The 22,041-nt window shown below is 62.3% G+C and carries 18 protein-coding genes and 2 tRNA genes; 5 read left to right on the top strand and 15 right to left on the bottom strand.

The window, feature by feature from the left end:
• Nucleotides 1–163 precede the first annotated feature (163 nt).
• A complete protein-coding gene (locus tag H9627_RS12995) occupies nucleotides 164–1,285 on the top strand; it encodes an SPFH domain-containing protein (RefSeq protein ID WP_191734451.1) in 1,122 nt (373 codons plus the stop codon).
• Nucleotides 1,286–1,299: 14 nt separating this feature from the next.
• Here H9627_RS12995 and H9627_RS13000 read toward each other — a convergent pair whose 3' ends face one another.
• The 7 genes from H9627_RS13000 to H9627_RS13030 all read right to left on the bottom strand — a co-directional run bounded on the left by H9627_RS13000 (nucleotide 1,300) and on the right by H9627_RS13030 (nucleotide 10,823).
• Entirely contained in the window at nucleotides 1,300–1,860 is a 561-nt protein-coding gene (locus H9627_RS13000) for a nicotinamidase (RefSeq protein ID WP_191734452.1), read from the bottom strand.
• Nucleotides 1,861–1,974: 114 nt separating this feature from the next.
• Nucleotides 1,975–2,475, bottom strand: a complete 501-nt coding sequence (locus tag H9627_RS13005; RefSeq protein ID WP_191734453.1) for a gluconokinase — start codon at nucleotides 2,473–2,475, stop codon at nucleotides 1,975–1,977.
• Nucleotides 2,476–2,698: 223 nt separating this feature from the next.
• Nucleotides 2,699–4,810: a cytidylate kinase family protein gene (locus H9627_RS13010; RefSeq protein ID WP_318247799.1), complete on the bottom strand. Its 2,112-nt coding sequence runs from the start codon at nucleotides 4,808–4,810 to the stop codon at nucleotides 2,699–2,701.
• A gap of 39 nt (nucleotides 4,811–4,849) precedes the next feature.
• Nucleotides 4,850–6,691 (bottom strand): beta-glucuronidase, encoded by a 1,842-nt coding sequence (gene uidA, locus H9627_RS13015; RefSeq protein WP_191734454.1) that lies wholly within the window; start codon nucleotides 6,689–6,691, stop codon nucleotides 4,850–4,852.
• Between the two features lie 11 nt (nucleotides 6,692–6,702).
• Nucleotides 6,703–8,088, bottom strand: a complete 1,386-nt coding sequence (locus H9627_RS13020; protein ID WP_191734455.1) for a mannitol dehydrogenase family protein — start codon at nucleotides 8,086–8,088, stop codon at nucleotides 6,703–6,705.
• Nucleotides 8,085–9,494 (bottom strand): glucuronate isomerase, encoded by a 1,410-nt coding sequence (gene uxaC, locus H9627_RS13025; protein WP_191734456.1) that lies wholly within the window; start codon nucleotides 9,492–9,494, stop codon nucleotides 8,085–8,087. Before uxaC ends, H9627_RS13020 begins: the two co-directional genes overlap by 4 nt.
• A 117-nt stretch (nucleotides 9,495–9,611) precedes the next feature.
• Nucleotides 9,612–10,823 carry a LacI family DNA-binding transcriptional regulator gene (locus H9627_RS13030; RefSeq protein WP_225213856.1) on the bottom strand — a complete coding sequence of 404 codons (1,212 nt, stop codon included), beginning with the start codon at nucleotides 10,821–10,823 and terminating at the stop codon, nucleotides 9,612–9,614.
• Nucleotides 10,824–10,994: 171 nt separating this feature from the next.
• Between H9627_RS13030 and H9627_RS13035 the strand changes: the two genes are divergently transcribed.
• Complete coding sequence (locus H9627_RS13035) at nucleotides 10,995–12,278, top strand: glutaminase (RefSeq protein ID WP_191734457.1); 1,284 nt, start codon at nucleotides 10,995–10,997, stop codon at nucleotides 12,276–12,278.
• A 37-nt stretch (nucleotides 12,279–12,315) separates the two neighbouring features.
• Nucleotides 12,316–12,996 carry a hypothetical protein gene (locus tag H9627_RS13040; protein ID WP_225213857.1) on the top strand — a complete coding sequence of 227 codons (681 nt, stop codon included), beginning with the start codon at nucleotides 12,316–12,318 and terminating at the stop codon, nucleotides 12,994–12,996.
• Nucleotides 12,997–13,016: 20 nt separating this feature from the next.
• On the opposite strand, the gene H9627_RS13045 is transcribed toward H9627_RS13040, so the two are convergent.
• The 3 genes from H9627_RS13045 to H9627_RS13055 form a co-directional block, all read right to left on the bottom strand.
• A complete protein-coding gene (locus H9627_RS13045) occupies nucleotides 13,017–13,556 on the bottom strand; it encodes a TspO/MBR family protein (RefSeq protein WP_318247800.1) in 540 nt (179 codons plus the stop codon).
• An 87-nt stretch (nucleotides 13,557–13,643) separates the two neighbouring features.
• Nucleotides 13,644–13,719 (bottom strand) — tRNA-Lys (locus tag H9627_RS13050).
• 93 nt (nucleotides 13,720–13,812) lie between these two features.
• Nucleotides 13,813–13,885 (bottom strand) — tRNA-Lys (locus tag H9627_RS13055).
• A 398-nt stretch (nucleotides 13,886–14,283) separates the two neighbouring features.
• On the opposite strand from H9627_RS13055, the gene H9627_RS13060 reads away from it, so the two are divergent.
• Complete coding sequence (locus tag H9627_RS13060) at nucleotides 14,284–15,459, top strand: L,D-transpeptidase (protein ID WP_225213858.1); 1,176 nt, start codon at nucleotides 14,284–14,286, stop codon at nucleotides 15,457–15,459.
• A gap of 207 nt (nucleotides 15,460–15,666) precedes the next feature.
• Nucleotides 15,667–16,917 (top strand): alpha/beta hydrolase, encoded by a 1,251-nt coding sequence (locus tag H9627_RS13065; RefSeq protein ID WP_191734460.1) that lies wholly within the window; start codon nucleotides 15,667–15,669, stop codon nucleotides 16,915–16,917.
• A 2-nt stretch (nucleotides 16,918–16,919) separates the two neighbouring features.
• Here H9627_RS13065 and orn read toward each other — a convergent pair whose 3' ends face one another.
• The 5 genes from orn to H9627_RS13090 all read right to left on the bottom strand — a co-directional run bounded on the left by orn (nucleotide 16,920) and on the right by H9627_RS13090 (nucleotide 21,859).
• Nucleotides 16,920–17,585, bottom strand: a complete 666-nt coding sequence (gene orn, locus H9627_RS13070; RefSeq protein ID WP_191734461.1) for an oligoribonuclease — start codon at nucleotides 17,583–17,585, stop codon at nucleotides 16,920–16,922.
• A gap of 13 nt (nucleotides 17,586–17,598) precedes the next feature.
• Nucleotides 17,599–18,399, bottom strand: a complete 801-nt coding sequence (gene cmrA, locus H9627_RS13075) for a mycolate reductase (protein WP_191734462.1) — start codon at nucleotides 18,397–18,399, stop codon at nucleotides 17,599–17,601.
• 49 nt (nucleotides 18,400–18,448) lie between these two features.
• Entirely contained in the window at nucleotides 18,449–19,195 is a 747-nt protein-coding gene (locus tag H9627_RS13080) for a hydroxypyruvate isomerase family protein (RefSeq protein WP_191734463.1), read from the bottom strand.
• 341 nt (nucleotides 19,196–19,536) lie between these two features.
• Nucleotides 19,537–20,013 (bottom strand): BLUF domain-containing protein, encoded by a 477-nt coding sequence (locus H9627_RS13085; RefSeq protein WP_191734464.1) that lies wholly within the window; start codon nucleotides 20,011–20,013, stop codon nucleotides 19,537–19,539.
• Nucleotides 20,014–21,028: 1,015 nt separating this feature from the next.
• Nucleotides 21,029–21,859: a tyrosine-type recombinase/integrase gene (locus H9627_RS13090; RefSeq protein WP_225213859.1), complete on the bottom strand. Its 831-nt coding sequence runs from the start codon at nucleotides 21,857–21,859 to the stop codon at nucleotides 21,029–21,031.
• Between the last annotated feature and the right edge of the window lie 182 nt (nucleotides 21,860–22,041).

Raw genomic sequence — 22,041 nt, forward strand, 5'->3', positions numbered from 1 at the left:
GAATTATTCAGGTGACCAGGTCTTCTTGTGTTGCCAGGAATAATCCTGGTTGACCCCCTACGATGGGGACCGCACACGGTGTGAGGGGCAACCTGCGGGTGAGAGACCACGTGGAACCCCTTTCACCAATAAATCTCACAACCTGAAGGATCCAGCACCCCCGATGCTCTATACCGCACCCTCTGCAACCGAAGCTCTCATTGTTACCGGAGGGTTGACCAAACGCACCCCGGAAAAGCCTTTTAAGATCGTCGCAGGCCGTGGCGTATTCTGGCTACCGCTCTTCCAGCAGGTCAGAAAACTCAACCTGGGAACCTATAGCGTCGATGTCCGCATCACCGCACAGACCGCACAGAAGATCGACATCAATGTGGCGGCTAACGCCATCTTCCGTGTTGACCCCTCCGAAGAAGGCATCATCTCCGCGGCGCGTTATATCGAAAAGTCTGATGATGAGATCGAAGACATCATCCGCAAGGAGTTTGACGGTGAGACCCGCAGCCTGATCGGTCAAATGTCCGTCGAGGACATCATCACTGATCGAATGGCCCTGGCCAGCGAAGTCATCACCAACATCACGCCGAAGCTGTTAAGTATGGGGTGGAAGGTGGACAGTTTCCAGATCTCCTCCATCACCGATGACAACAACCACATCGCGAACCTCTCCAAGCCGGAGCTGGCACGTGTGGAACAGGCCGCGGCCATCGCTCAGGCGGAGGCCAACGCCCGCGTTATCGAGAAGGAACAGGAAGCCGAGCGGCTCACCTCGCAGTACCGTCGTGACACCGATCTACAGGTATCCGAGAACACCAAGGAGACCGCCAAGGCGCGTGCCGAGGCTGAACAGTCCGGACCCAAAGCTGAAGCTGAGGCCCGCATCGAAGTGGAGGAGAAGCTGAGCCTGCTGGCTGCAGCCCAGGCCAAACGACGCGAAGCCGAGTTGGAAACCGAAGTGATCAAGCCCGCCGAGGCTGCCGCCCGTGAACGCCTCATCACCGCCGAAGCAGATGCTGAGGCCCAGCGGAAGTTGGCTGCCTCGATTGCCTCCGAAAAGGGCATCCTCCTGGAGAAGGAGATGCTGGACAACTTGCCAGCAATCATGGAATCACTGTCCGGTGCCTTGTCCAACGGTAAGCTCACGTTCCTGGGAGATGGCGAAGACTTCAACAGTTTGATCGCCCGGCTTGTTGGCACTGCCACCACCCTGCGCGACACTCTCGGCGAGGCTTCCCAGGAAATCTCGGCCAGCTCCAACCCTCAGCCGTCTACGCAAGCACGCTACTAATCGCCCGGGCTGGGCTAAATGAGCTCAGCGCCCGCGGTGTGCATCTCCTCCAGTGCAGTATCTCCTGCCTGCAGGTCAACGGCTGAGCAGAAACCGGTGAGTACCCGGACCTTCAAACCGGCCTTCAACGCATCGAGGGCCGTGGCACGGACACAGTGTTCGGTGGCGATCCCTGCGATATCCACATCGGTGATGTCGCGTGTGCGTAACCAGTCCACCAGTGTGGTGTCATCGCTAACCGCGGTGCCCTCAAACCCGGAATAGGCCGCTGAATACTGGCCCTTCCGGAAGAATTCATCGATGCGATCGGTGTGGATCTTCTCGTGCATGGCGGCACCGTCGGAGTCAGCCACGCAGTGGACGGGCCAGGAATCGACGAAGTCGGGATTGTCGGAGAAGTGGCTGCCCGGATCGATGTGCCAGTCCTGGGTGGCCACCACGGCATCAAAGTCCTGGGGGTGGGAGAGCTGGAAGGCGCCGAGCAGTCCCGCGACCTCATCACCCCGGGCGGTGGCAAGTGTCCCTCCGGGACAGAAATCCTTCTGGACATCAACGAGAATCAGTGCGCGAGACATAATGTGGGGCCCTTTCACGTATCCAAGTGTGTTACCTGACCCCTTAGTTTACGCACTGGAGGTGCCACGCACGCGCCCACGGTGGGGGACGCGGCGTCGACAAGCGCGCGTGTGCTACCTGTTGCGCACCCAGTCGGCGGCCGCGGCGACGATCTCCTCGATGGGGAGGGCGATGTCGAAGACCTTCGACTCCTCGTCCTCGCCGAGCGGCTCCAGGGTGGCGAACTGGGAGTCCAGGAGGGTGGACGGCATGAAGTGGTCCTCACGCGAATCCATCCGGGACAGCAGCAGGTCATAGTCACCGTGCAGGTGGACGAAGATGGTGCCCGGCGCCTTGGTGCGGATCAGATCGCGGTAGGAACGCTTGAGGGCGGAGCAGGCGATGACACCGCTGTCGCGGTCGCGCAGCCACTTGCCCACCTGGACGAGCCACCAGGCGCGGTCATCATCATCGAGTGCCTGTCCCGAGGCCATCTTGTCGATATTGGACTGGGGATGTAGCTCATCACCGTCCTTGTACTCCAGGCCGAGTTCCGCGGCGAGGTGTTCGCCCACGGTGGATTTACCGCAGCCGGACACCCCCATGACGACTATTTTTCTGCTCTGTGTGTCCATCGTGACAGTTCCTTTCTCAGTGCAACCGAGGCGGGGTTGCGGGGGCGATGCGCCGAAGTTAATGGTACTATCATACCGCGTTTGGTGGGGGAAAGTAAGGCCACTCCCCGGCTGCGGCGGTGTGATTACTCACACCGGCATCCGTGGGCGGGAGTGAAAAGGGAACATCCCACCAGCGCGCGGGGAGAACGGGGCGCGCTGGCGGGATGAACGGTGAGGTGCATTACCTGGACGGTGTCACACTGTCCGGGTACTTGGAGCGGTACAGCTCTGCAATCAACTCGGCCACCTGCTTGTAGGTGATCGATGCGGTGTTGATGGTGAGGTCGTATTCCTCGTCATCATTCGGATCCCACTTGTAGAGCTTGAGACTCATCTCCGCGCGGAGACGGTCCTCGATCTCACACTGCTCGGCGGCCGCGGATGCGGACAGACCGGCCTTGTGCATGACACGCTCGATGCGCTTATCCATCGGGGCGACCAGACGCACGTGCAGCGTGCCGACGACCGGCCCCAGCACCAGCGCACCGTTGCGTCCCAGGATCACACCACCGTCTTCGACATCCGCCAGGACCTCGGAGGTGTTGGTCGAGGCCATCTCCCGGTTGGAGGCGGACTCCATGGCGGCACCCAGCTCGGTGCCCTGCCCACCCGCACCGGAGAGGCCACGGAGGAAGCGGTCGAAGGTCGAATCGGAGAGCAGTGTGGTCTTGTCCACCTGGGCGAGTTCCCTGGAGGAGAACTTCTGGTCGATGTACTTCACACCGAGCAGCTCCGCCACCAGTGGGCCGATATCGGTGGCGCCGGAGCCACGCTGACCGAACAGGGTCACGATCGGCGGGTTGGGCAGACCCGGCTTGCGCATCAGGGTGGTGCGACCGTCGCCCAGGTCAGCGGCACCGACCTTGGTGCGTTCGGCGTCGACGCCCTTGGCGGAGGCAATCGACGACTGCGTGCGACGCTTGGTCAGCTCATCGACGACCTTGAGGTGGGTGTCACCATCGAGGCGGTAGAAGAAGGCGGCGGCCAGGGCAATGACCGCCAGGACGGCGGGTACGGCACCGGTGGCCACACGCAGACCCAGGGAGATCTGGTCACCGTCGACGATTTCGGCACCGGCGACGTAGCCGTAGGCGCCGATGACCGCGCCACCGACCCAGCCACCGATACCCTGTCCGATCTTGCGGGTGAAGGAGAGGATGGAATAGGAGCCACCCTCGGAGCGGATACCTGAGACCCACTCGCCGTAGTCGACGGTGTCGGCCTGCATGGAGAACATCATGGCGTTGGAGCCACCCACACCCAGGCCCACGAAGAACCAGGCGACCAGAGCCAACATGAGGGTGCCGCCCGGGATGAAGAAGATCAGACCGTAACCGACGGCGGCCAGCAGAGCGGCCAGCATATAACCGCTGCGTTTGCCGTATCGACGGGTGATGGTCGGGGCGAAGGAGGCGAACAGGATGGTACCGGCGGTCTGCGCAAGCTGCAGGAAGACGAAGTAACCGGCATTACCCGTGATCGAACGGACGTAGTACAGACCCACCGCATTGAACACGAAGTTCGAGGTCAGGAACAACAGGGCCGCCAGCAGCAGGACCTGCAGCGGACGGTTCTGCTTCAGCATGGTGAAGGTCTGCTTGAAGGAGATGGAACCCGCCGCACGCGGGACGACCTCCCGGGAATTGGCGAAACAGATCAGGTACAGGACGACCGCGATGACCGCGAGAGTGATACAGGTGATGGTGAACTTCAGGCGGATACCATCAGCCGTGGTGTCCTGGAACTGTGGGGAGACAACCCAGGCCAGGGCCACCGATGCCAGTGCCGAGGCGATGGCGCGGGAACCGGACAGCTTGGAGCGGTCAACCGGGTCCTGGGTCATCGATGAGGCCAGGGAGCCATAGGGGATGTTGATGAAGGAATAGGCCAGCTGATAGAGGGCATCGAAGATGAAGATCCAGGCGATCGTCATCGTCATGCTCATGTTCGCCGGGGTGGAGAACAGGGCCACGAAGACGATGGCCAGGGGGGCCGGGCCGAAGAGGAGGTAGGGGCGCAGGCGACCCCACCTGGAGTTGGTGCGGTCGACGGTGTTACCCGCGATCAGGTCGGCGAAACCGGCCCAGATCTTGGTGATGCCGTAGATGGCGCCGGCGACGCCGGCGGACAGTCCAACGATGTCGGTCATGTAGACCATGAGGAACATCGAGGTCATCATGAACGAGAGGTTGTTGGCTATATCACCGAATGAGTAGGTGAGTACCCGGTGACCGGGCATCTGACCCTGACCGGGACTACCGGCCTTAACCGGTGACGTGGCTGTGGTGGACACGGTTGCTCCTTTGTAAGAAAACCATGATAGGGGGATTATTTAGTTCTGTTTCGGCTCGCGACGCCCGTAGGCGGCGGCGTCAAGTTTTCTCCAGCGGTCCCGCAGATAGCGGGCCACGGCTTTGGGACGGCGGTCGCGGGTGAACGCGCCCTTCTTGTTGCCGTCCACACGCACGATTCCGACCTTTGTCTGGAAGTCGGCGAAATTCCACATCTGCTCACCGATGATCTCGTCATAGGCGTCGAAGACCCGGGAGTTCATCCGGTGGTAGGCCACCTGGAAGTCCTCGGTCCACGGCTGGTGGTAGATGGAGTGGAGACCGGCGACGGTGTCGGCGCCGAACTCGGTGAAGATGATCGGCTTACCGGGGTGTGTGGTGATCCAGCCCTCGACCTCGGCGCGCATCTCGCGCTCGGCATTGGCCAGGTCCCCGGTCTGGAAGTACCAGCCGTAGTAGCGGTTGAGCATGATGACATCGAAGAGATCGGTGATCTTGTCGCGGTCATAGGGGGCGAGCATGACATTGACGAATCCGACAGGCCGGGTGGGATCCGCGTCGCGGGCCGCCTGTGCGAGGGGTGCGAAGTACTCGCGGGAGGCATCGGTCTGGGATTCCGGTTCGTTGGCAATCGACCAGAGCACCACGCTGGGACGGTTCTTGTCCCGGGCGATGAGCCGTTCGATCTCCAGTTTGTGCTGCGCCTGGGTCTGATCGTTGAGGGTGTCGGGTCCGAAGGTGGCAGGGACTTCGGTGCCGCCGAGGATACCGCCGGCCACCCCGAGGTTGAGGCCCACTGCCGGGGTTTCATCAATGACGACGATGCCCTGGCGGTCGCAGTAATCCATCCACTGTTCGGAATAGGGATAGTGCGAGGTCCGCAGCGAATTCGCCCCGATCCAGCTGAGCAGTTCCATGTCCTGGAGAACGTGGGCATCGACATGCCCTTTGCCCACGGTCTCGTGATCCTCGTGCATGCCGAAACCCGTGAAATAGAAGGGCCTGCCATTGATGAGGAACTGGTTGTGGGCGACCTCGACGGTGCGGACACCGAAGTGTTGGCGGTAGAGGTCGATCAGCGTGCCGTCCTGGTCAACCAGGCGGATCTCCAGGTCGTAGAGGCCTCCGACACCCGGCGTCCAGAGGTTGACGTCGGTGATGGTGGCGGAGCCTGCGTGACCGGAACCGGTGGCCACGGGCTCGTCGGTGCGCTGGTCGATGATGGTGATGGTGACCTCGGCTGGCTCACCCTCGGCGGTGATATCCCAGGTGACGATACCGGTGGCGCCGGCATCACCCGCAGTGACATCCGTGGTGATGGTGACATCGGAGACATGCGTGCGGGGACGGCTGATCAGATGCACCGACCGGTGGATGCCTGAGTAGTTGTAGAAATCATGCAGGTACTCCTGCTCCCGGCGGCCATCACCCAGGATATTGATGCGCCCCGGGGGGATGCAGGTGTAATCCAGGCGGTTGTCCACCACCACGGTCAGGCGCACCGTCCCGCCCAGGGTGGCGTGCGCGGTGAGATCCGCCTCAAACGGCATGTACCCACCCTTGAACCGGGTGATCTCGGTATCGCCGGCGAAGACCACCGCGTGGTGGGTCACGGACCCGAACCTCACCACGATCTGCCGGTCACCCCACTCCATCGGGATCTGGACGTCACGCTGGTAGAAATAACAACCAACGTGGTTGCGGACCGCCTCGTCGGCGAAGACATCATTGACCGAGGCGGGCACCGCCATCTCGTGGCGTGTATCCAGACGGGAGTTCTGCCATCCGGCATCAATTCCGTCGTTGTTCCAGTCCACCCGGAAACGCCACATGCCATCCAGGGGGAGGACAGTCCGGGTCGGAGTGAGCTGCGGGGCGAGCATGGTGGGCGGTCCTATTCCTGAACCAGGGCGACGTGGGAGCGGATGAGGGAGACGGTGGCGGTATCGGCTGCCAACTCCTCATCGAGGACCGCAACCAGTGAGCGCACCGGATCGGCGGTGGCCTTCGCTGCAGCGATCTCCACGGCGCGGGTATCGCGGATATCCGCCGCTCCGAGGACGAAGGCGATCCAGGCGGCGACGGAGAACGCGGCACCGGTGCCACTGCGGCCCGCGGCCAGCTCGGCCTTGAGGATCGGCACGGCACGCATGCGCTGCTTGGTGCCACCGTCGATGGCGATCTGGGCGAGGTTGTGGACGATGCGGGGGTTCTCGAAACGCTCGATGAGCTGCGCCCGGTACCCGGACACGTCCAAGCCCTCGGCGGTGAGGTGGCGGGCCGCCTCATCCCACAGCTTCTCCACCCGTGCCCGGCAGTCCGGGTCATTGATGGCATCGGCGACGGTGGCATGACCCCTGAGCTGGCCGTAGTAGGCCATGAGGGAGTGGGACCCGTTGAGCAGCCACAGCTTGCGACGCTCGAACTGCTCGATGTCGTCGACGAACTGCACACCCGCGTTCTCCCAGGCCGGACGCCCGGCGGGGAACCCACCCTGGATGATCCAGGAGGCAAACGGCTCGGTGACCACGGGTGCGTTGTCCTGGAAACCGGTCTGCTGCTCCACATCCGCAATCAGGGTGGCCTCGGTGGCCGGGGTGATCCGGTCGATGGAGGTGGAGGGGAAGCTCACCTGCTCCCGGATCCACGCGGCCAGCTCGGTGTCGACCCGGTCGGCCATGCCCAGGATGGAGGCCTGGGTGGTCTCACCGTTGGCGGCGATGTTGTCGCAGCTCATCACCGCCAGGCCGCCGGCACCTGCTGCGCGCCGGGCAGCCAGACCGTGGATGATCTTGCCCGCCGCGGTCACCAGTGCGGTGACCGGGACATTGTCATGGGCGGAGGTCAGCGCGGCGATATCATCGCGCACGGCGGGGTCCTCCGCATCGAGTTCACCCGCGGCATCCAGGTGGTAACCCGCCTCGGTGACGGTGAGGGTCACCACCGCGACCTGCGGATCAGCCATGAGCTCCACCAGGCGCTGCAGGTTGTCGGCGGGCTGCGCCTCCACCAGTGCGGTGATGATCTCGGGGGAGTCCCCCGCACCGGAACGGGTAACCAGGGTGTAGAGACCATCCTGCGGCGCCAGGGCATCAGCCATGGTGGGACGGCGACCGGTGAAGGAGGCATAGCCCCATTCCGGAGTCGCCGGATCAGCCTCGGCCCGCTGGGTGTACCAGACCTGGTGGGCGCGGTGGAAGGCACCGAGACCCAGGTGGACCAGACGCGCCGGGGCGGTGGCGGTGATACCGGCGTTGGTGCGGTTGAGTTGCTTACTCATAGCTTGAAGACCCTCCTCGGGGAGGCATCGATCAGATCGACGATGATCTCGGAGGCACGGGCCTCGGAGATGCGGTGCTCGGCGACCAGACGTGCCAGGTAGTTGGCCTCCACGCGGCGGGAGGTGTTGTGACGTGCGGGGATGGAGCAGTAGGCGCGGGTGTCATCGATGAACCCGGAGTAACGGGAGAAACCGGTGGTGCCGGTCGTCGAGGCGCGGAAACGGTTCATCGCATCGATCTCATCGATGAACCACCAGGGGGCGCCCACGTAGGCGGCGGGGTAGTAACCGGCCAGGGGTGCGATCTCGCGGGAGAACGCGGTCTCGTCGATGGTGAACATGACGAAGTGGAAGTCCTTGTTCTCACCGAAGTCGGAGAGCAGCGGACGCAGGCCGCGGGCGTATTCCATCTGGAAGGGGATGTCGGCGCCGATGTCGTTGCCGAACTTCTCCTGCGCGGAGGCGGAGTGGTTGCGGTAGACACCGGGGTGGATGGTCATGACCAGACCGTCCTCCTGGCACATCTCCGCAAACCGGTAGGTGGTGTTGGCCTCAAAGGCCCGCATCTCCGCGAGGGTGGCGGTGCCGGCCAGGCCCTTGTCCAGGATCCGCTGGGCATCCTCGTGGGACAGGGGGGTGGTATCGGTGTCGTGCAGACCGTGGTCGGCGGAGGTGGCGCCGTGGTCGATGAAGTACTGGCGGCGGTTGCGCATTGCCTGGAGGTACCCCTCCCAACCGGCCTTGCCGTCACCGGCGACGTCGATAAGCCTGGTGGTCTTCTCTGCCCACCCCGGGTTGTACATCTTGGTGTAGGCATCCGGGCGGAAGGTCGGCAGCACGCGCGGGGAAAAGGTGGGGTCCTGGGCCAGGGCCTTGTGATCGGCCAGGTCATCGAGGGGATCATCGGTGGTGGCGAGGATCTCCAGGTTGAACTGTTCCGCCAGGGCACGCGGGCGGAAATCCGGGCGGGCCAGGATCTCGGAGAGCTCATCGTAGATATCATCGGCGTTCTCGGCGCCGAGGCGGTCGGGGTTGATGCCGAAGACATGCTCGAACTCCTGCTCCACCCAGTAGCCGGTGGCGGTGCCGGTGTAGAGATCCCAGTTGGAGGCGAAGATACGCCAGGCCTCACGTGGGTTTTTACCCTCGGTGCCGCCGACGCGGAGATCAGCGAGATCAACCCCTGCCGAATGCAGCACGCGGGTCAGGTAATGGTCCGGGCTGATGAGCAGGGAGGTGGGGTCGGTGAAGGGCTCGTCCTTCACGAACATGGAGGCCTCGAGGTGGCCATGGGGGGAGATGATGGGAAGGTCCTCAACGTAGGTGAGGAGGCGACGGGCGATATCCCGGGTCTCGGGATCTGCAGGCAGGAGCCTGTCCGGGTGGGCAGCGTGTGAATTACTCATATGACCATTTTGGGTCTGTGCGCAGACCGAACTCAATTAGTTGCCAAAAGTTTCAGTGGTCCAACCGGGGAAGCTGATCGTTTGTGATGCGATTCACTAGTGGGAGCTGGGTAGGGGTCAGGGAGCCACCCGGAGTGAGGACTCCCGGACGATGAGCCGGGTGGGTAGTTCACGGGGTTTGGCCATCAGCGGTGCCTTCATGCCCTTGATGATGGCGATGAGGTTGGCGGTGCTCACCCGGCCCACCGACCGGAGGGGAGCAGCCACGGTGGTCAGTGAGGGGGAGACCAGAACGGAGATCTCGGTGTTGTCGAAACCCACCACCGCCACATCCGCGGGGACCCGGATACCAGTCGATTCAGCCTGCTGGATGAAGCCCACCGCCACCATGTCGTTGAAGCAGATGACGGCGTCGGTAGGCTCCTTCGCCCACTCCCCGAACGCGCGCCGGCCACCGACCAGGGAGGGTTCGTCGGCAGGCAGCTGCCGTACCGTCGGCCGCACCAGATGCCGCATGCGTGACGGTTGGATCGTCACGGTCCGCGACACCGGCAGCGGGGCGCTTCCCCCATGGTCACCGGTGAGGGTGCCCAGTGCGGTGGCCGCGTCGACAATGCCCCGCCACCGCGTCGAATCCGACCAGGATCGGTGCGGGCCGGAGACATAGGTGATGGAGCGACACCCCTGATCAACCAGGTGCACGAGGGCCTTGACCGCCCCGTCATAATTGTCCACCATCACACTCGGGATGCCCGAGATGGGACGGCTCACCACCACCGTGGGCACCGTGCGGGCGATCTTCTGGATCTCGCTGGAATCCATCCGCGAGGACACCAGCAGCAGTCCATCCACATGGGGGGTGATCCGCTCGATGGCGGTGCGTGCACGCGAGGTGGACTCATTCGCGTTGAGCAGGGTGACCACCATGCCCTGGGCGGCGGCCGCGTGTTCAGCCCCCCGGAAGATCTCCACGAAGAAGGGATTGGAGACATCCGGGGCGACCATGCCGATCACACCCGTGCGCCGAGCCCCGAGCCCCCGGGATTCAGGCCGCGCATCCACCCCGGTTTCCAGCTCATCCCCGTAACCGACCTGCCGGGCCGCGATGCGGACCTTCTCCGCAGTCTTGTAACTCACGCGCCCCGGTTGCGTGAATGCCCTGGACACAGTCGAGGGGGAGACCCCGGCGACACGGGCGACATCATAGATCGTGGCCTTCGGCTGGGCCCCCGACTGTTCCCCCGACTGTGACCCCGACTGTTCCCCCGACTGTTCCCCCGACTGTGACCCCGCCACTGCCGGTTGAGCCCCGTCACCCCTGTATGTCATGGCCCTGAGTATATCGCCGCGACTCACGTCCGGGGTGGTGTGCGGGCAGTATCCGGACAGTGTCCTGTTGATGATTTCCGTAAGGTGGCTGAGGTAACGCGCGGGGGTACCACATGCGTCATCCGAGAAACACCCGCTGAAAAACATCGAAGGACACCAAAGGACACAGTCATGAGCACCCATCCATTGACCATGCCCATCCCCGAGTATTTTGAGGAGATCCTGGAATCCGTCCGCTCCGATGTCAGTGGCGAGGTGGCGCAGTATATTCCGCAGTTGAAGGATGCCGACCCTAATCCGCTGGCCCTGGCCATGTGCACGGTGGATGGACATATTTACGGTGCGGGGGATGACGAGCATGAATTCACCATGCAGTCGATCTCGAAGCCGTTCGCGTATGCGCTCGCGCTCCAGGAGCAGGGCCCGGAGAAGGTATTCGCCACGGTGGGGTTGGAACCGTCCGGCGAGGCATTCAATGAGTTGTCCCTGGACGGGAATACCAACCGGCCGATGAACCCGATGATCAATGCCGGCGCAATAGCGGTGAACCAGCTGATCAACGGGTCGGAGTCCTCGGTGGAGGACCGGGTGGAGAAGATCCGCTCCTATTTCTCCGCGCTGGCGGGTCGTGAACTCAACATTGACCGCCAGCTCAGTGAAACCGAGATCGAGGGTGCTGACCGTAACCTGTCGATCGCCCACATGTTGCGCAACTACGGGATCATCGAGGATGACGCCCATGACGCGGTGCTCAGCTATACCCTGCAGTGCTCGGTGAAGGTCACCGCGCGCGACCTTGCGGTGATGACGGCGACGCTGGCGGCCGGCGGCACGCAACCGCTCACCGGGGAGAAGCTTGTCGACGCCAGGGTCGCCCGCCTCGTACTCTCAGCGATGGCCTCGGCCGGCATGTACGACGAAGCAGGTCAGTGGCTGGCGACGGTCGGCATCCCCGCGAAATCGGGTGTCTCCGGTGGGCTCGTCGGTGTCCTACCCGGCCAGCTCGGCCTGGCTACCTTCTCGCCGCGGTTGAATTCCCAGGGCAACCCGGTGCGCGGTGTGGAGATCTTCAAGGCCTTGTCCGAGGACATGGGTCTGCACCTGATGTCCGCCGAACTGTTGACGCAGCATGCGGTACGTGCGATTGAGGAACGCGGCGACACCACCATCATCCAGCTGCAGGGTGCGATGAACTTCTCCGCAGCCGAGAACTTCCTCTTCACGGTCACCGACCACGACTTCACCGGCGAGAAGGTTGTGCTGGATATCTCCAGGGTGCCGATGTTCCGGCCCATGGGACGCCGCCTGGTCAAGGAGGGCCTCCGGCGCATCCGCGACAACGGTTTCCAGATCGCCATCTATGACCCGGAGGATATCCTGCCGGACTTCGACTTCTCCGACGGCACCGAGTCTCCACAGGTCGATGACCCGGAGGAGTTCGTGGTGTTGGGGTAACTTTGACATGAATGTCGTCCACTACCCAGGAGTGCCCATGACCAGGAAAATTATCAGGCCAGCGTCGGTGACGGTCGGTGGTCTCACCCTCGCGCTGGTGCTGACAGCCTGTGCCGATTCCAACGAGGTGGACTCCGTGGAGGCCCAGGACGGTGCGGCACTGCAGGAGCTGTTACTCACCGACGAGGAAAGCGGCCTGGCCGGTGCCACCGGGGTCAATGACACAGTGCTGGAGGGCGAAACCATTCCGCTGGTCGTGGTGGCTGAGGCTGAGAAATTCGAGGGTGCCTGCGGTGAGGCGCTGCAGGCAGCAGAATCTGCGGAACTTGGGGCCGTTGGATCAGCAGCCCGGACCTTCCAGCGGGAGGATGGCACCGGTGTGGCGGTGGCGCAGTTCTCCACCGACACCACCGATATCTCACCGGCGCAGCTGTACAACGACATCGCCGAGGCGTGCGAGGAACCCCTCAAGGATGAGGAGACCGGTGCGGAGTACACCTTCACCCCACTGGAGTCCGATGTGTCCGGTTTCATCTTCGACATCACGGTGACCCCCGGCAATGAATCCTCCAGCATCATGATGCTGAAGGACCTGGGCCACCATCACATCCTGGTCGCCGGCGTGGATGCGGATGAGGCTGATGTCAAGGCCGTCTTCGACGCTCAGGTGGCCAAGACCGAACAGGGTCTGCGCGAGGTGGCCGAACAGGGGTCATAGGTTCCACCCCCGCGGACCGGTCAGCGGTTCTGATACCAGATGGTGGCTGTGAGCACGGTGGCGAAGGCCGTCCAGGCCGCATAGGGCAGCAGGAAAGCGCCACTGGTGGGGTTCGCCGCCCGGCTGCGTCGAACCAGGTCAGCGCTGGAGACCGCCAGGGCCGCCGCCTCCACGGTCGCGGGTCCGGGGGCTTTACCCTTGAAGAACAGCGCACTCCAGCCGGCGTTGAGCACAAGGTTGATCGCCAGTGAGGTGCGCAATTCGGAGTACTCCGCTTCGTCGCCACGCTCCTTCAGGTCCGCGAGGCTTCGACCAACCACGGTGGCGATGTCCACATACAGTGCCGTCCAGGCCACCGGGAACACCCAGGAGGGTGGCTGGATGGCCGGTTTGTTCAGACGGCGGTACCAGGTGGAGGAGGTGTCGGTGGCCAGCGAACCGGTGATGGCGGTTCCCACCACCGCGGCACTCGTGGTGCCGATGATGCGCCACCGTTGGTCCATGCTGCGGTAGGTGTCACGGATGCGGGCAAGGGGAGTGGTGACTGCGCTGGTATCCATAAGTCATAGTGTAGGGAATTCCGGCGGGGGAGAGTGGGACATGCAAAAACCCTCCACCCGGAGAATTTCCCGGCGGAGGGTTTGAACTGGTGCGTCATCAGGGAATCGAACCCCGAACCCTCTGATTAAGAGTCAGATGCTCTACCAATTGAGCTAATGACGCATGGTATCTGCTGGAGATGAACTTACCCGCAGAGGCTCTCAAGAAGCAAACCGCAGCCTGTGCATGACCGGCTGCGGTTTGTCTCTTGCGCTGTGCGTCATCAGGGAATCGAACCCCGAACCCTCTGATTAAGAGTCAGATGCTCTACCAATTGAGCTAATGACGCGTGTTCTGCGTGAGATGAATACCTCGCTTGCAACGAGGAAAAATATATCAGCTGTCTTCGTTCGTTGTAAAATCTGCAGGTCAAGGCCAATGGCAGGGTGGGTGCCCCGCGCTCTCGTAGGTAACGGAAGACGGCTGTATCGCGATAGGGGAAGGGATATCATGGCCCAACAGGGGCTCCAGTGACCCCCATGCCGGTCTGGACTTTTATTTCTTTCTGCTAACAATTTGGGAAAGTATTGGAATGGTGCGCGTGAGGGTTGCGTTGAGGGGTATGTGGGCTTGTAGCGTTATCCCGTGGTTGGTTCGAGGTTTGTCTCACCACACCACCTTTATTGCATTGTTGCCAGGAGGGCGAAACAGTTGAAGAGAGTTCGTGGATTTGTCACGGGTTCGATATTGGCACTTCTCACGGTCGGTGCCCTCACCCTCAGTGGTTGCACCATTGAACGCAGTGGTCATGCGCAGGAGGGGGAGGAGAACACCACCACCTCCGATGCGGGGGACACCACTGAGCCCGCCGCACCGGCTGTCTCCGTGAAGGATGACGCCACCGACGTTGACCCCTCGGAGCCTGTCGTGGTCAAGTCCCTCGGTGACGGACTCGAGGAGGTCACCATGCTCAATGAACAGGGGTACGAGGTGGAGGCTGACTACAGCAGCGACCGGCGTTCCTGGACCACCTCCGAGGTGCTCGGCTACAACCGCACCTATACCCTCACCGCCACCGACCGCAACGGTGAAACCAGCACCACCGTGTTCTCCACCGCACAGCCGGCGGCCACCACCACCGTGGCACTGTCCCCACTGGCGGATTCCGTGGTGGGGGTCGGTCAGACCATCGCCTTCCGTTTCGGCACCCCGATCTCGGACCGCCAGGCTGCGGAGGAGGCCCTCACCGTCACCACCTCGCCCGAGGTGGAGGGCGGTTTCTATTGGCTCAACAACAGCGAGGTGCGCTGGCGTCCGGCGGAGTACTGGGAGCCGGGCACCGAGGTCACCGTTGAGGCCAACCTCTACGGCACCGAACTCGGTGGTGGCGTCTGGGGTGCCTCCGACAACGCCACCAACTTCACCATCGGCGACCGCGTCGAGGCTGTGGTCGATGACAACACCAAGACCATGGACGTCTACCGCAACGGCACGCTGCTGCGCTCCATTCCGGTCTCCCTGGGCCGTGACACGGATGAGTGGGCCACCCCGAACGGCACCTACATCATCGGTGACCGCAATCCATCGATGATCATGGATTCCACCACCTTCGGTCTGGGGTATGACCAGGGTGGGTACCGCACCCCGGTGAAGTTCGCCACCCAGATGTCCTATTCCGGGATCTATGTGCACGCGGCACCGTGGTCGGTTGCGGAGCAGGGGAACAGCAACGTCTCCCACGGATGCATCAATGTCACCACCGAGGCCGCGGAGTGGTTCCAGAACACCGTCAAGCGTGGTGATATCGTCACCGTGAAGAACACCGTCGGTTCCACCCTGAGTGGATATGACGGTCTGGGTGATTGGAATATCCCATGGTCGGTCTGGAAGGACGGCAACGCCGACGAGACCTCGGCCTGGTGATCCCCGGGGGCCTTAAATCCCCGGTCTCCTATTAATATTGCCTGCATGAAATCTCTGAACTAGACTGACTATCTGTTTTTCAACCGGCAGACATTCTCCGGCGCACCACCAGCCATGTCGGTTGCGCTAGCAGAGGGGATTGACTGCCGGTGTTGCACGTTCAGCAGCTACATTGCTCATTATCGTAAAGGCCAGGGTTATTTTCAGATGCCACCGTTGAGGCAGACGAAGGAGTGGGTGGACCGTTTCGGTCGCACCCACCGCGAGCTGTCTCCGGTGACCTTCCCCACCGCGGATCTGCGCGCCGCGCGGGTACCGGGCCCCATTGAGAAGGCCTGGGCGCAGGCGCTGAGCATCGGTGGGGAACAGGCCGCCCGCCAGTGCGGGGACATGGCGGTCGCGGCTCTCGCGCAGCCCAATCCCATCATCACGGAGGATCCCGAGGGCGATCCTGACATGCGTCTGTACACCTGGGTGGTGGAAAGCCCGGGGGCCACAGCTGTGCTCATGTGGGCCAACGGTGTCTTCGATCATGACAATGTCACCGGTTCGGAGATGCGCCGCCTCGAGGGCTCCGATCTGTGGACTCTGACCCTGCGCATGCCGGCGGACTGGCGCGCCAGTTACACCATCACCTCCTGGGACCATGATGAGACTCCGCCGTGGCGTGCGGCCACCGGCCGCATGGAGATCCGTCGCGCCGCGATGGCCGATGGTCGCCTCGATGAGCGCAACATCGGGCGCGTCATGAACTCCTCCCTCGTGGAGGGCCCCGTGGCGCTGGCTGACCGGTGGGCTGCGGCGTCGCGAAGCACCTGCACCGACGAGCACGTCGTGGACGGGGTGCGGTACTGGGTGTACGCGCCCGAGACCAGCGAGAACACCCCGCTGCTCATCCTGTTCGACGGCCAGCACTGGAACGGCCCGCTCAACCTGCCGCGGCAGCTCGATGCTGCGATCCGCTCCGGTGCGCTGCCGCCCGTGCACGTGGTCATGCTCGATTCCCGCGACGTGGAGCACCGCTGGGAGAACGTCGGCGTGCCGGGCGGCCAGGTGGATGTGCTTATCGACGCCATCCTCCCGCATGTCCGCGCCACCTACCGCGTGTCCCCGAGCGGGGAGGACACGATCATCTCCGGCGCCAGCATCGGCGGACTGGCCTGCCTGTGGGCGCTCGCACTCTCCGACGGGGAGATCGGACACGCCATCGCGCAGTCACCGAGCCTGTGGCGTTTCGACATCGCCGATGCGCTCTCCGCCGCGGAGAACTGGGTATCCATCCACCTCCAGGCGGGCGAATATGAAAGCGAGATGCTGCGCCTGTCGCACAAACTCGCCGAGGACCTCTCCGGGGATATCCGGGATGTCCGCGTGCGCGCCGTGACCGGCGGCCACGACTGGGCCTGGTGGCGTGTGCATATGCTCAACGAGCTCACCAGGCTGTTGTCGGGACGCTGACGTTACTCCAGGTAGTGGGCGAAACGCGCGACCGAGGTCTCCGCATCCGCCTCACACTGCGCTGAGGTGGGGCCGGGGTCGGCCACGAAGAAGGACCGGCGGTAGTAGTCCAGCTCGCGGATCGATTCGACGATATCGGCCAGTGCGCGGTGGGCCAGGCCCTTGGTGGGCTGCTTGTAGTACACGCGCGGGTACCAGCGGCGCGCCAATTCCTTCACCGAGGACACATCCACCATGCGGTAGTGCAGGGCGGCATCCAGTCGGGGCATCTGCTCCCGGATGAACGCCCGGTCGGTGGCGATGGAATTGCCCGCCAGCGGAGCCGGGTGGGTGGGGTCGCAGTGCTCCTCGATCAGCGCCAGCACCGCATCCTCCGCATCCTTGAGGGACACGGTGGATTCTTTGATCAAGGGGGTCAGGCCGGAAGAATCGTGCATCCTGGTCACGAAATCATCCATCCGGGCCAGCTCCTCATCGGTGGCGTGCACCACCAGATCCACACCCTCGCCGAGGATGTTGAGGTTGGCGTCGGTGATCAGGGCGGCGACCTCCACGATGACATGGCGTTCCAGATCCAGGCCGGTCATCTCCAGATCGACCCACACCAGGCGGTCATCGCGGGCAGCCACGGACGGGTAGTTATCGCCGTTTTCAACAGTGTCAGACATTAATGTTTCCTTATTAGCTCATCTTCGAATAAACCCAGCCCATGACCGGGGACAGCACCGCGGTGGGGGCGATGGTGGAGATCGCGTTCATCGCCTTGGATAGCGGACCCGGCACCACGCGACGACGGTTGCGTGACAGGGCACGCAGGGTCTCGGCGGAGCAGGATTCATAGGTGGTCCACAGAAAATCCGGGACCACCTTGTCCACGATGGACTGCTCGGACTCCGGCACCACCGATTCCCGCACCGGGCCCGGTGCCAGGAGGGTGCAGGCCACACCGGTGCCACGCAGCTCATAGTGCAGGGCCTCGGTAAACGCGTTGACCCCGGCCTTGGTGAGCACATAGGTGGCGTTGTTGGGGATCGGCACGTTGCCGGCCGCGGAGCCGACATTGCAGATCGCACCGGTGCCCCGTTCCAGCATGCCGTGGAGCACCGCGCGGGTCAGCTCGAACACGGCGGTGGCATTGAGATCGAACTGCGCGGTCTCATACTCCCAGTCCTGATCCTTGAAAGGACCGAAGCTGGCGATACCGGCGGAGTTGATGATGATGTTGATCTCACGCTCCCGGATCTCCTCGATCAGCTCGGCGCGCTGCTCCCGGTCAGCCAGATCCACGGCACGGACCTCCACGATCACGCCGTGACGGGACTCGAGTTCATCCGCGATCTCCTGCAGGACCTCACCGCGGCGGGCCACCAGGATCAGGTTGTGTCCATAGCGGGCGAGATCACGGGCGATCGCCAGGCCGATTCCCTGGCTGGCGCCGGTGACCAGTGCGCGGGCACTGTGGCTCGGGGTGGGCAATGCCATGGCAAACTCCTTGGATTTGATAATCACTACCGGGCTAATGGTACGTCACTCATGGCTGTAGCCAGCCGAGTCCCTCAACGGTGGTGGCGGCGGGATGGTATTCGGCGCCGACAAAACCGGGCCAGGGGAGGGCGTCGATAAGCTCAAAGAGGTACGCGTCGTCCACTTCGCCGGTACCCGGTTCGTGGCGGGAGGGCGCGGCGGCCACCTGGAGGTGACCCAGGAGATCCTGCTGGTGCAGCGCGGTGAGGCGACGGGTGAGATCGCCGTGGATCTGCTGGATGTGGAAGATGTCGAAGAGGATCTTCACATTGGGGATGTTACGGATGAGATCGGTGGCCTGGTCGAGGTCGCGCAGGAAATACCCCGGAACCGTGTGGCAGTTGATGGGTTCGACCACGATGAGCACGCCACGCTCTGCGGCCATGCGGGCGGCGGTGGCGATATTGCGGCGGTACAGGGCGGTGGTGTCGGGTGCTGGTTCGGCGATGCCGGCCATGACGTGCAGTTTCTCTGCGCCGAGCGCGGTGGCGTAGCGCAGCGCCTCGGTGATGGACGCCTCGAAATCGGTGGAGTTCAGGGCCGCCTGGCCGAAGGTGTCACCCGGCGGGGCGTTGATGAGTGCGACGGGAAGGCCGGCCCGCTGCGCGGTCTGGGTGAGCGCTTTCAGGTCATGGTCATAGGGAAACTGGAACTCCACCGCGTCGAACAGCCCGGTGTCGGCCGCAGCGGCGAACCGCTCGGGGAAGGGCAGCTCCGTGAAGAGCAGGGAGAGATTGGCGGCGAATTTCGGCATGGGGAACTCCTCGTGACCAGGTTCATAACCCCCGGGACAGGGTGGGATCTGGCACCGAATCTACCCACGAAACCCCAGCTTTACGACGCCCGGACGTCTCCAGGATGCGGCGTTGGTGCAGGGGCGGGCATCGGCGTGGGCATTGGCGCGGGCATTGGCGCGGGGTAATACACGGTGGTGGTTTTCCCGCCGTCTCAGGCGGTGTTAAGGTGGTGGACGGATTCAGTCCCATTTCTAGAGTGGGATGCGCAGGAGTTTTCTTGCCTGGATCCGGTAGGGGCGAGGGCCGCAATCTGTAGGGGGTTGCGGTCCTCCTTGCATTTTCAGGGGCCGTGGAAGCGCTAGTGGGCGCCGGAGGCTTCCGTCACCTTGAACCAGAGGGAGAACTCCTGGGCAGCTCTCTCAACAACAGCCCGCCTCGAGTCGGAGGTGATGTCGGTGAAGCTGTCGCGCACATTGGCCTGGCGGAGGGAATTGGGTTCGAGGGGAACCCGGTATCCCATACGCCAATCAGGAAAACGCCGGTGGTCTACAGGTTCCTCGATGATTACCCGGACGTCCTGATGGCGGTCATCGCGGCGGATGCGGGAGATCAACTGATCAATCTCCTCGGGGGAGCCTTCGATGAACTGGATGAAGGTACCGGTCCTGGACAGGAGCAATCCGGTGATCTCGGCCGAAGCGTTATGCTCCCTGGCAGTGGCCAGCATTGACTGCACACCTTCCTCAGTCAGGTCAGGGGAGGCGATGCTGGTGTAGACCAGATATTTCAGCTTGCCAGCGTCACGCGCGCTTTCGGCATGGTTGGTGAGCGACATCTTCCCTAGACCTCTTCTTTCGGAGACAAGAAAAACGCCGTCAGGTTCTCCATGGCGTCATCGATGGTGGAGAATTTTCCCCTGACCCTGGACTGCATATCGTGTGCGACAAAAGCACCCCGCGCATTTCGTTCGATATACCCAACGAAATTGCCTTCACAGCTGCCCGCGTAGAAACCCCGCGCAACCTCAGACCAGGTGAACTGGGGTTCTTCTCCTTCCGCTATCTCTAAACTATAGCTCTCTCAAAACAAAAGCTCCGTGGATTACTGGGCCTGAACTCTAATGAGCTGGTCTTTCCATTGCTCGATTTAGTTTTTAGACTCAGCTTTTGTTTCGGGAGAGCTATATCTACTACCGACTGTGTATTCATTGAGTCCTTTAAAGTAAAGAATTAAAAATATCTAATACATGGCCGGGAGATCGGCATGAAATATAAGCGCCTGCGTGACATTAGATATTATTAATCTTAGGGGAAAGACTGCTTGGGGGCGTGTTCGGGCGACGGGTGGCCTCCTGTGTGGCCACACCAAAAATTCCTGACACCGGAATGATCGGGGTCAGGAATCGGTGGGAACGTTAGTTAAACCTGATGGAACCAGGCTTGGGGTGCTTCTTACATCACGCCCAGGGAGATGAGGAGAAGGTAGAGCAAACCGGCGATGGAGAACATGGGGATAACCTTTCGCTGAGTGGGTGAGGCGGCAACGGCCTCTAAAACATCATAAGTGCTATCTCGCAGGTGGCAGGCGGGTATATGTTGTGATTATTTCCGCATCTGGTTTCCCCGTGTGGGGGCCGAGCGTATGCCAGGTGCCGTGCTATGACGAAACCCCCTGACCTTATTTCTAAGGCCAGGGGGTTTCCTTGGGGGTGGCTGACGGGACTCGAACCCGCGACACCCAGGGTCTCGGTATGAACTTAGGGCACATGCAGCGTGTGGGCGTTTTATGTTCCTTGGTGTTCCGTGTGATTCCCGCAAAATCCCGAGCCTTACGCGTAGTCTTAAGCGTAGTTACGCGTAGGCGCGCTTGACTTGTCTCATGAGTGATTCAATATTTTGGCGGTCGTTGTAGTACTCCTCAGCTACCTGCTCGGTGTGGCCGAAAATGGCGGCGCGTGTAGCTGGGTCCATCACGTCCGCGTACACACCGTGCAGCGTCGCACGCCAGGAGTGGCTTCGGAGGTCTTGAAGAATCTTAACGCCTGTAGCTTCTGCAATTTGCCGGTATAGCTCGGGCACCTTGTCATCTGCGTTCGTCGCGTCCCAGGGCCTCGCGGTCGTCGTCGGTGAGCCTACGATGAAATGCTCGTCGTCCTCGCGGTGTGTACGCAGGTATTCCGCTACGTCGGCCCTCAGGATAGGGATATACCGCCCTCTTTCCTTGCCTTTTCGCCCCTTGACAATATCGGCGCTGGCATTAATGAGCATGCCATCGTCACCGTCGATGATGTGCTTCCACTGCAATTGATTGGCTTCGGCAATTCTCAGCCCTGAAACGGCTTGGAGGAGAGTGAGCCGCACAATGCGGGCATGGATGTTCTTGGTGCTTTGTCGGATGTTCTTGTGCTTGGTGGGGGTTAACAGTGGCTCGGTATCCCGCGTTAACAGATGCTTAATGACGGCATCCCATTCGGGTTTTGTGAGTGTGCGGCGGCCTGACTTCTTGGGCTTCGGTGCTGCAATATCTAGGTTCACGCCCCGGATGGGATTGGCGGTGATGACACCCGCCCGGACTAGCTGGTCTGCGGTGTAGCTCGATAGCACTGTACGGGCCGTGGACACGCTGCCGGGGGCGTCCTTGGCGATGGCTTTTAGTGTTTTTTCCATCACGTCAAATGTCATCGGTCAAGTCCGCGGAAGTGGTGTATCTGCCCTTTCGATAAAACAAGCAGCGTAACGACCTCACGGACCATCACGAGCTAAATGCCGACACTGGTTCATGCCACATCCCTCCGCATAACCTCAGACGCAGCAGCGTCGTCCGCATCGATGATGTTCGCCGTCATCATCGCCCTGGTCTGCTC

It is taken from the genome of Corynebacterium gallinarum (genome assembly GCF_014837045.1).
GTDB lineage: Bacteria > Actinomycetota > Actinomycetes > Mycobacteriales > Mycobacteriaceae > Corynebacterium > Corynebacterium gallinarum.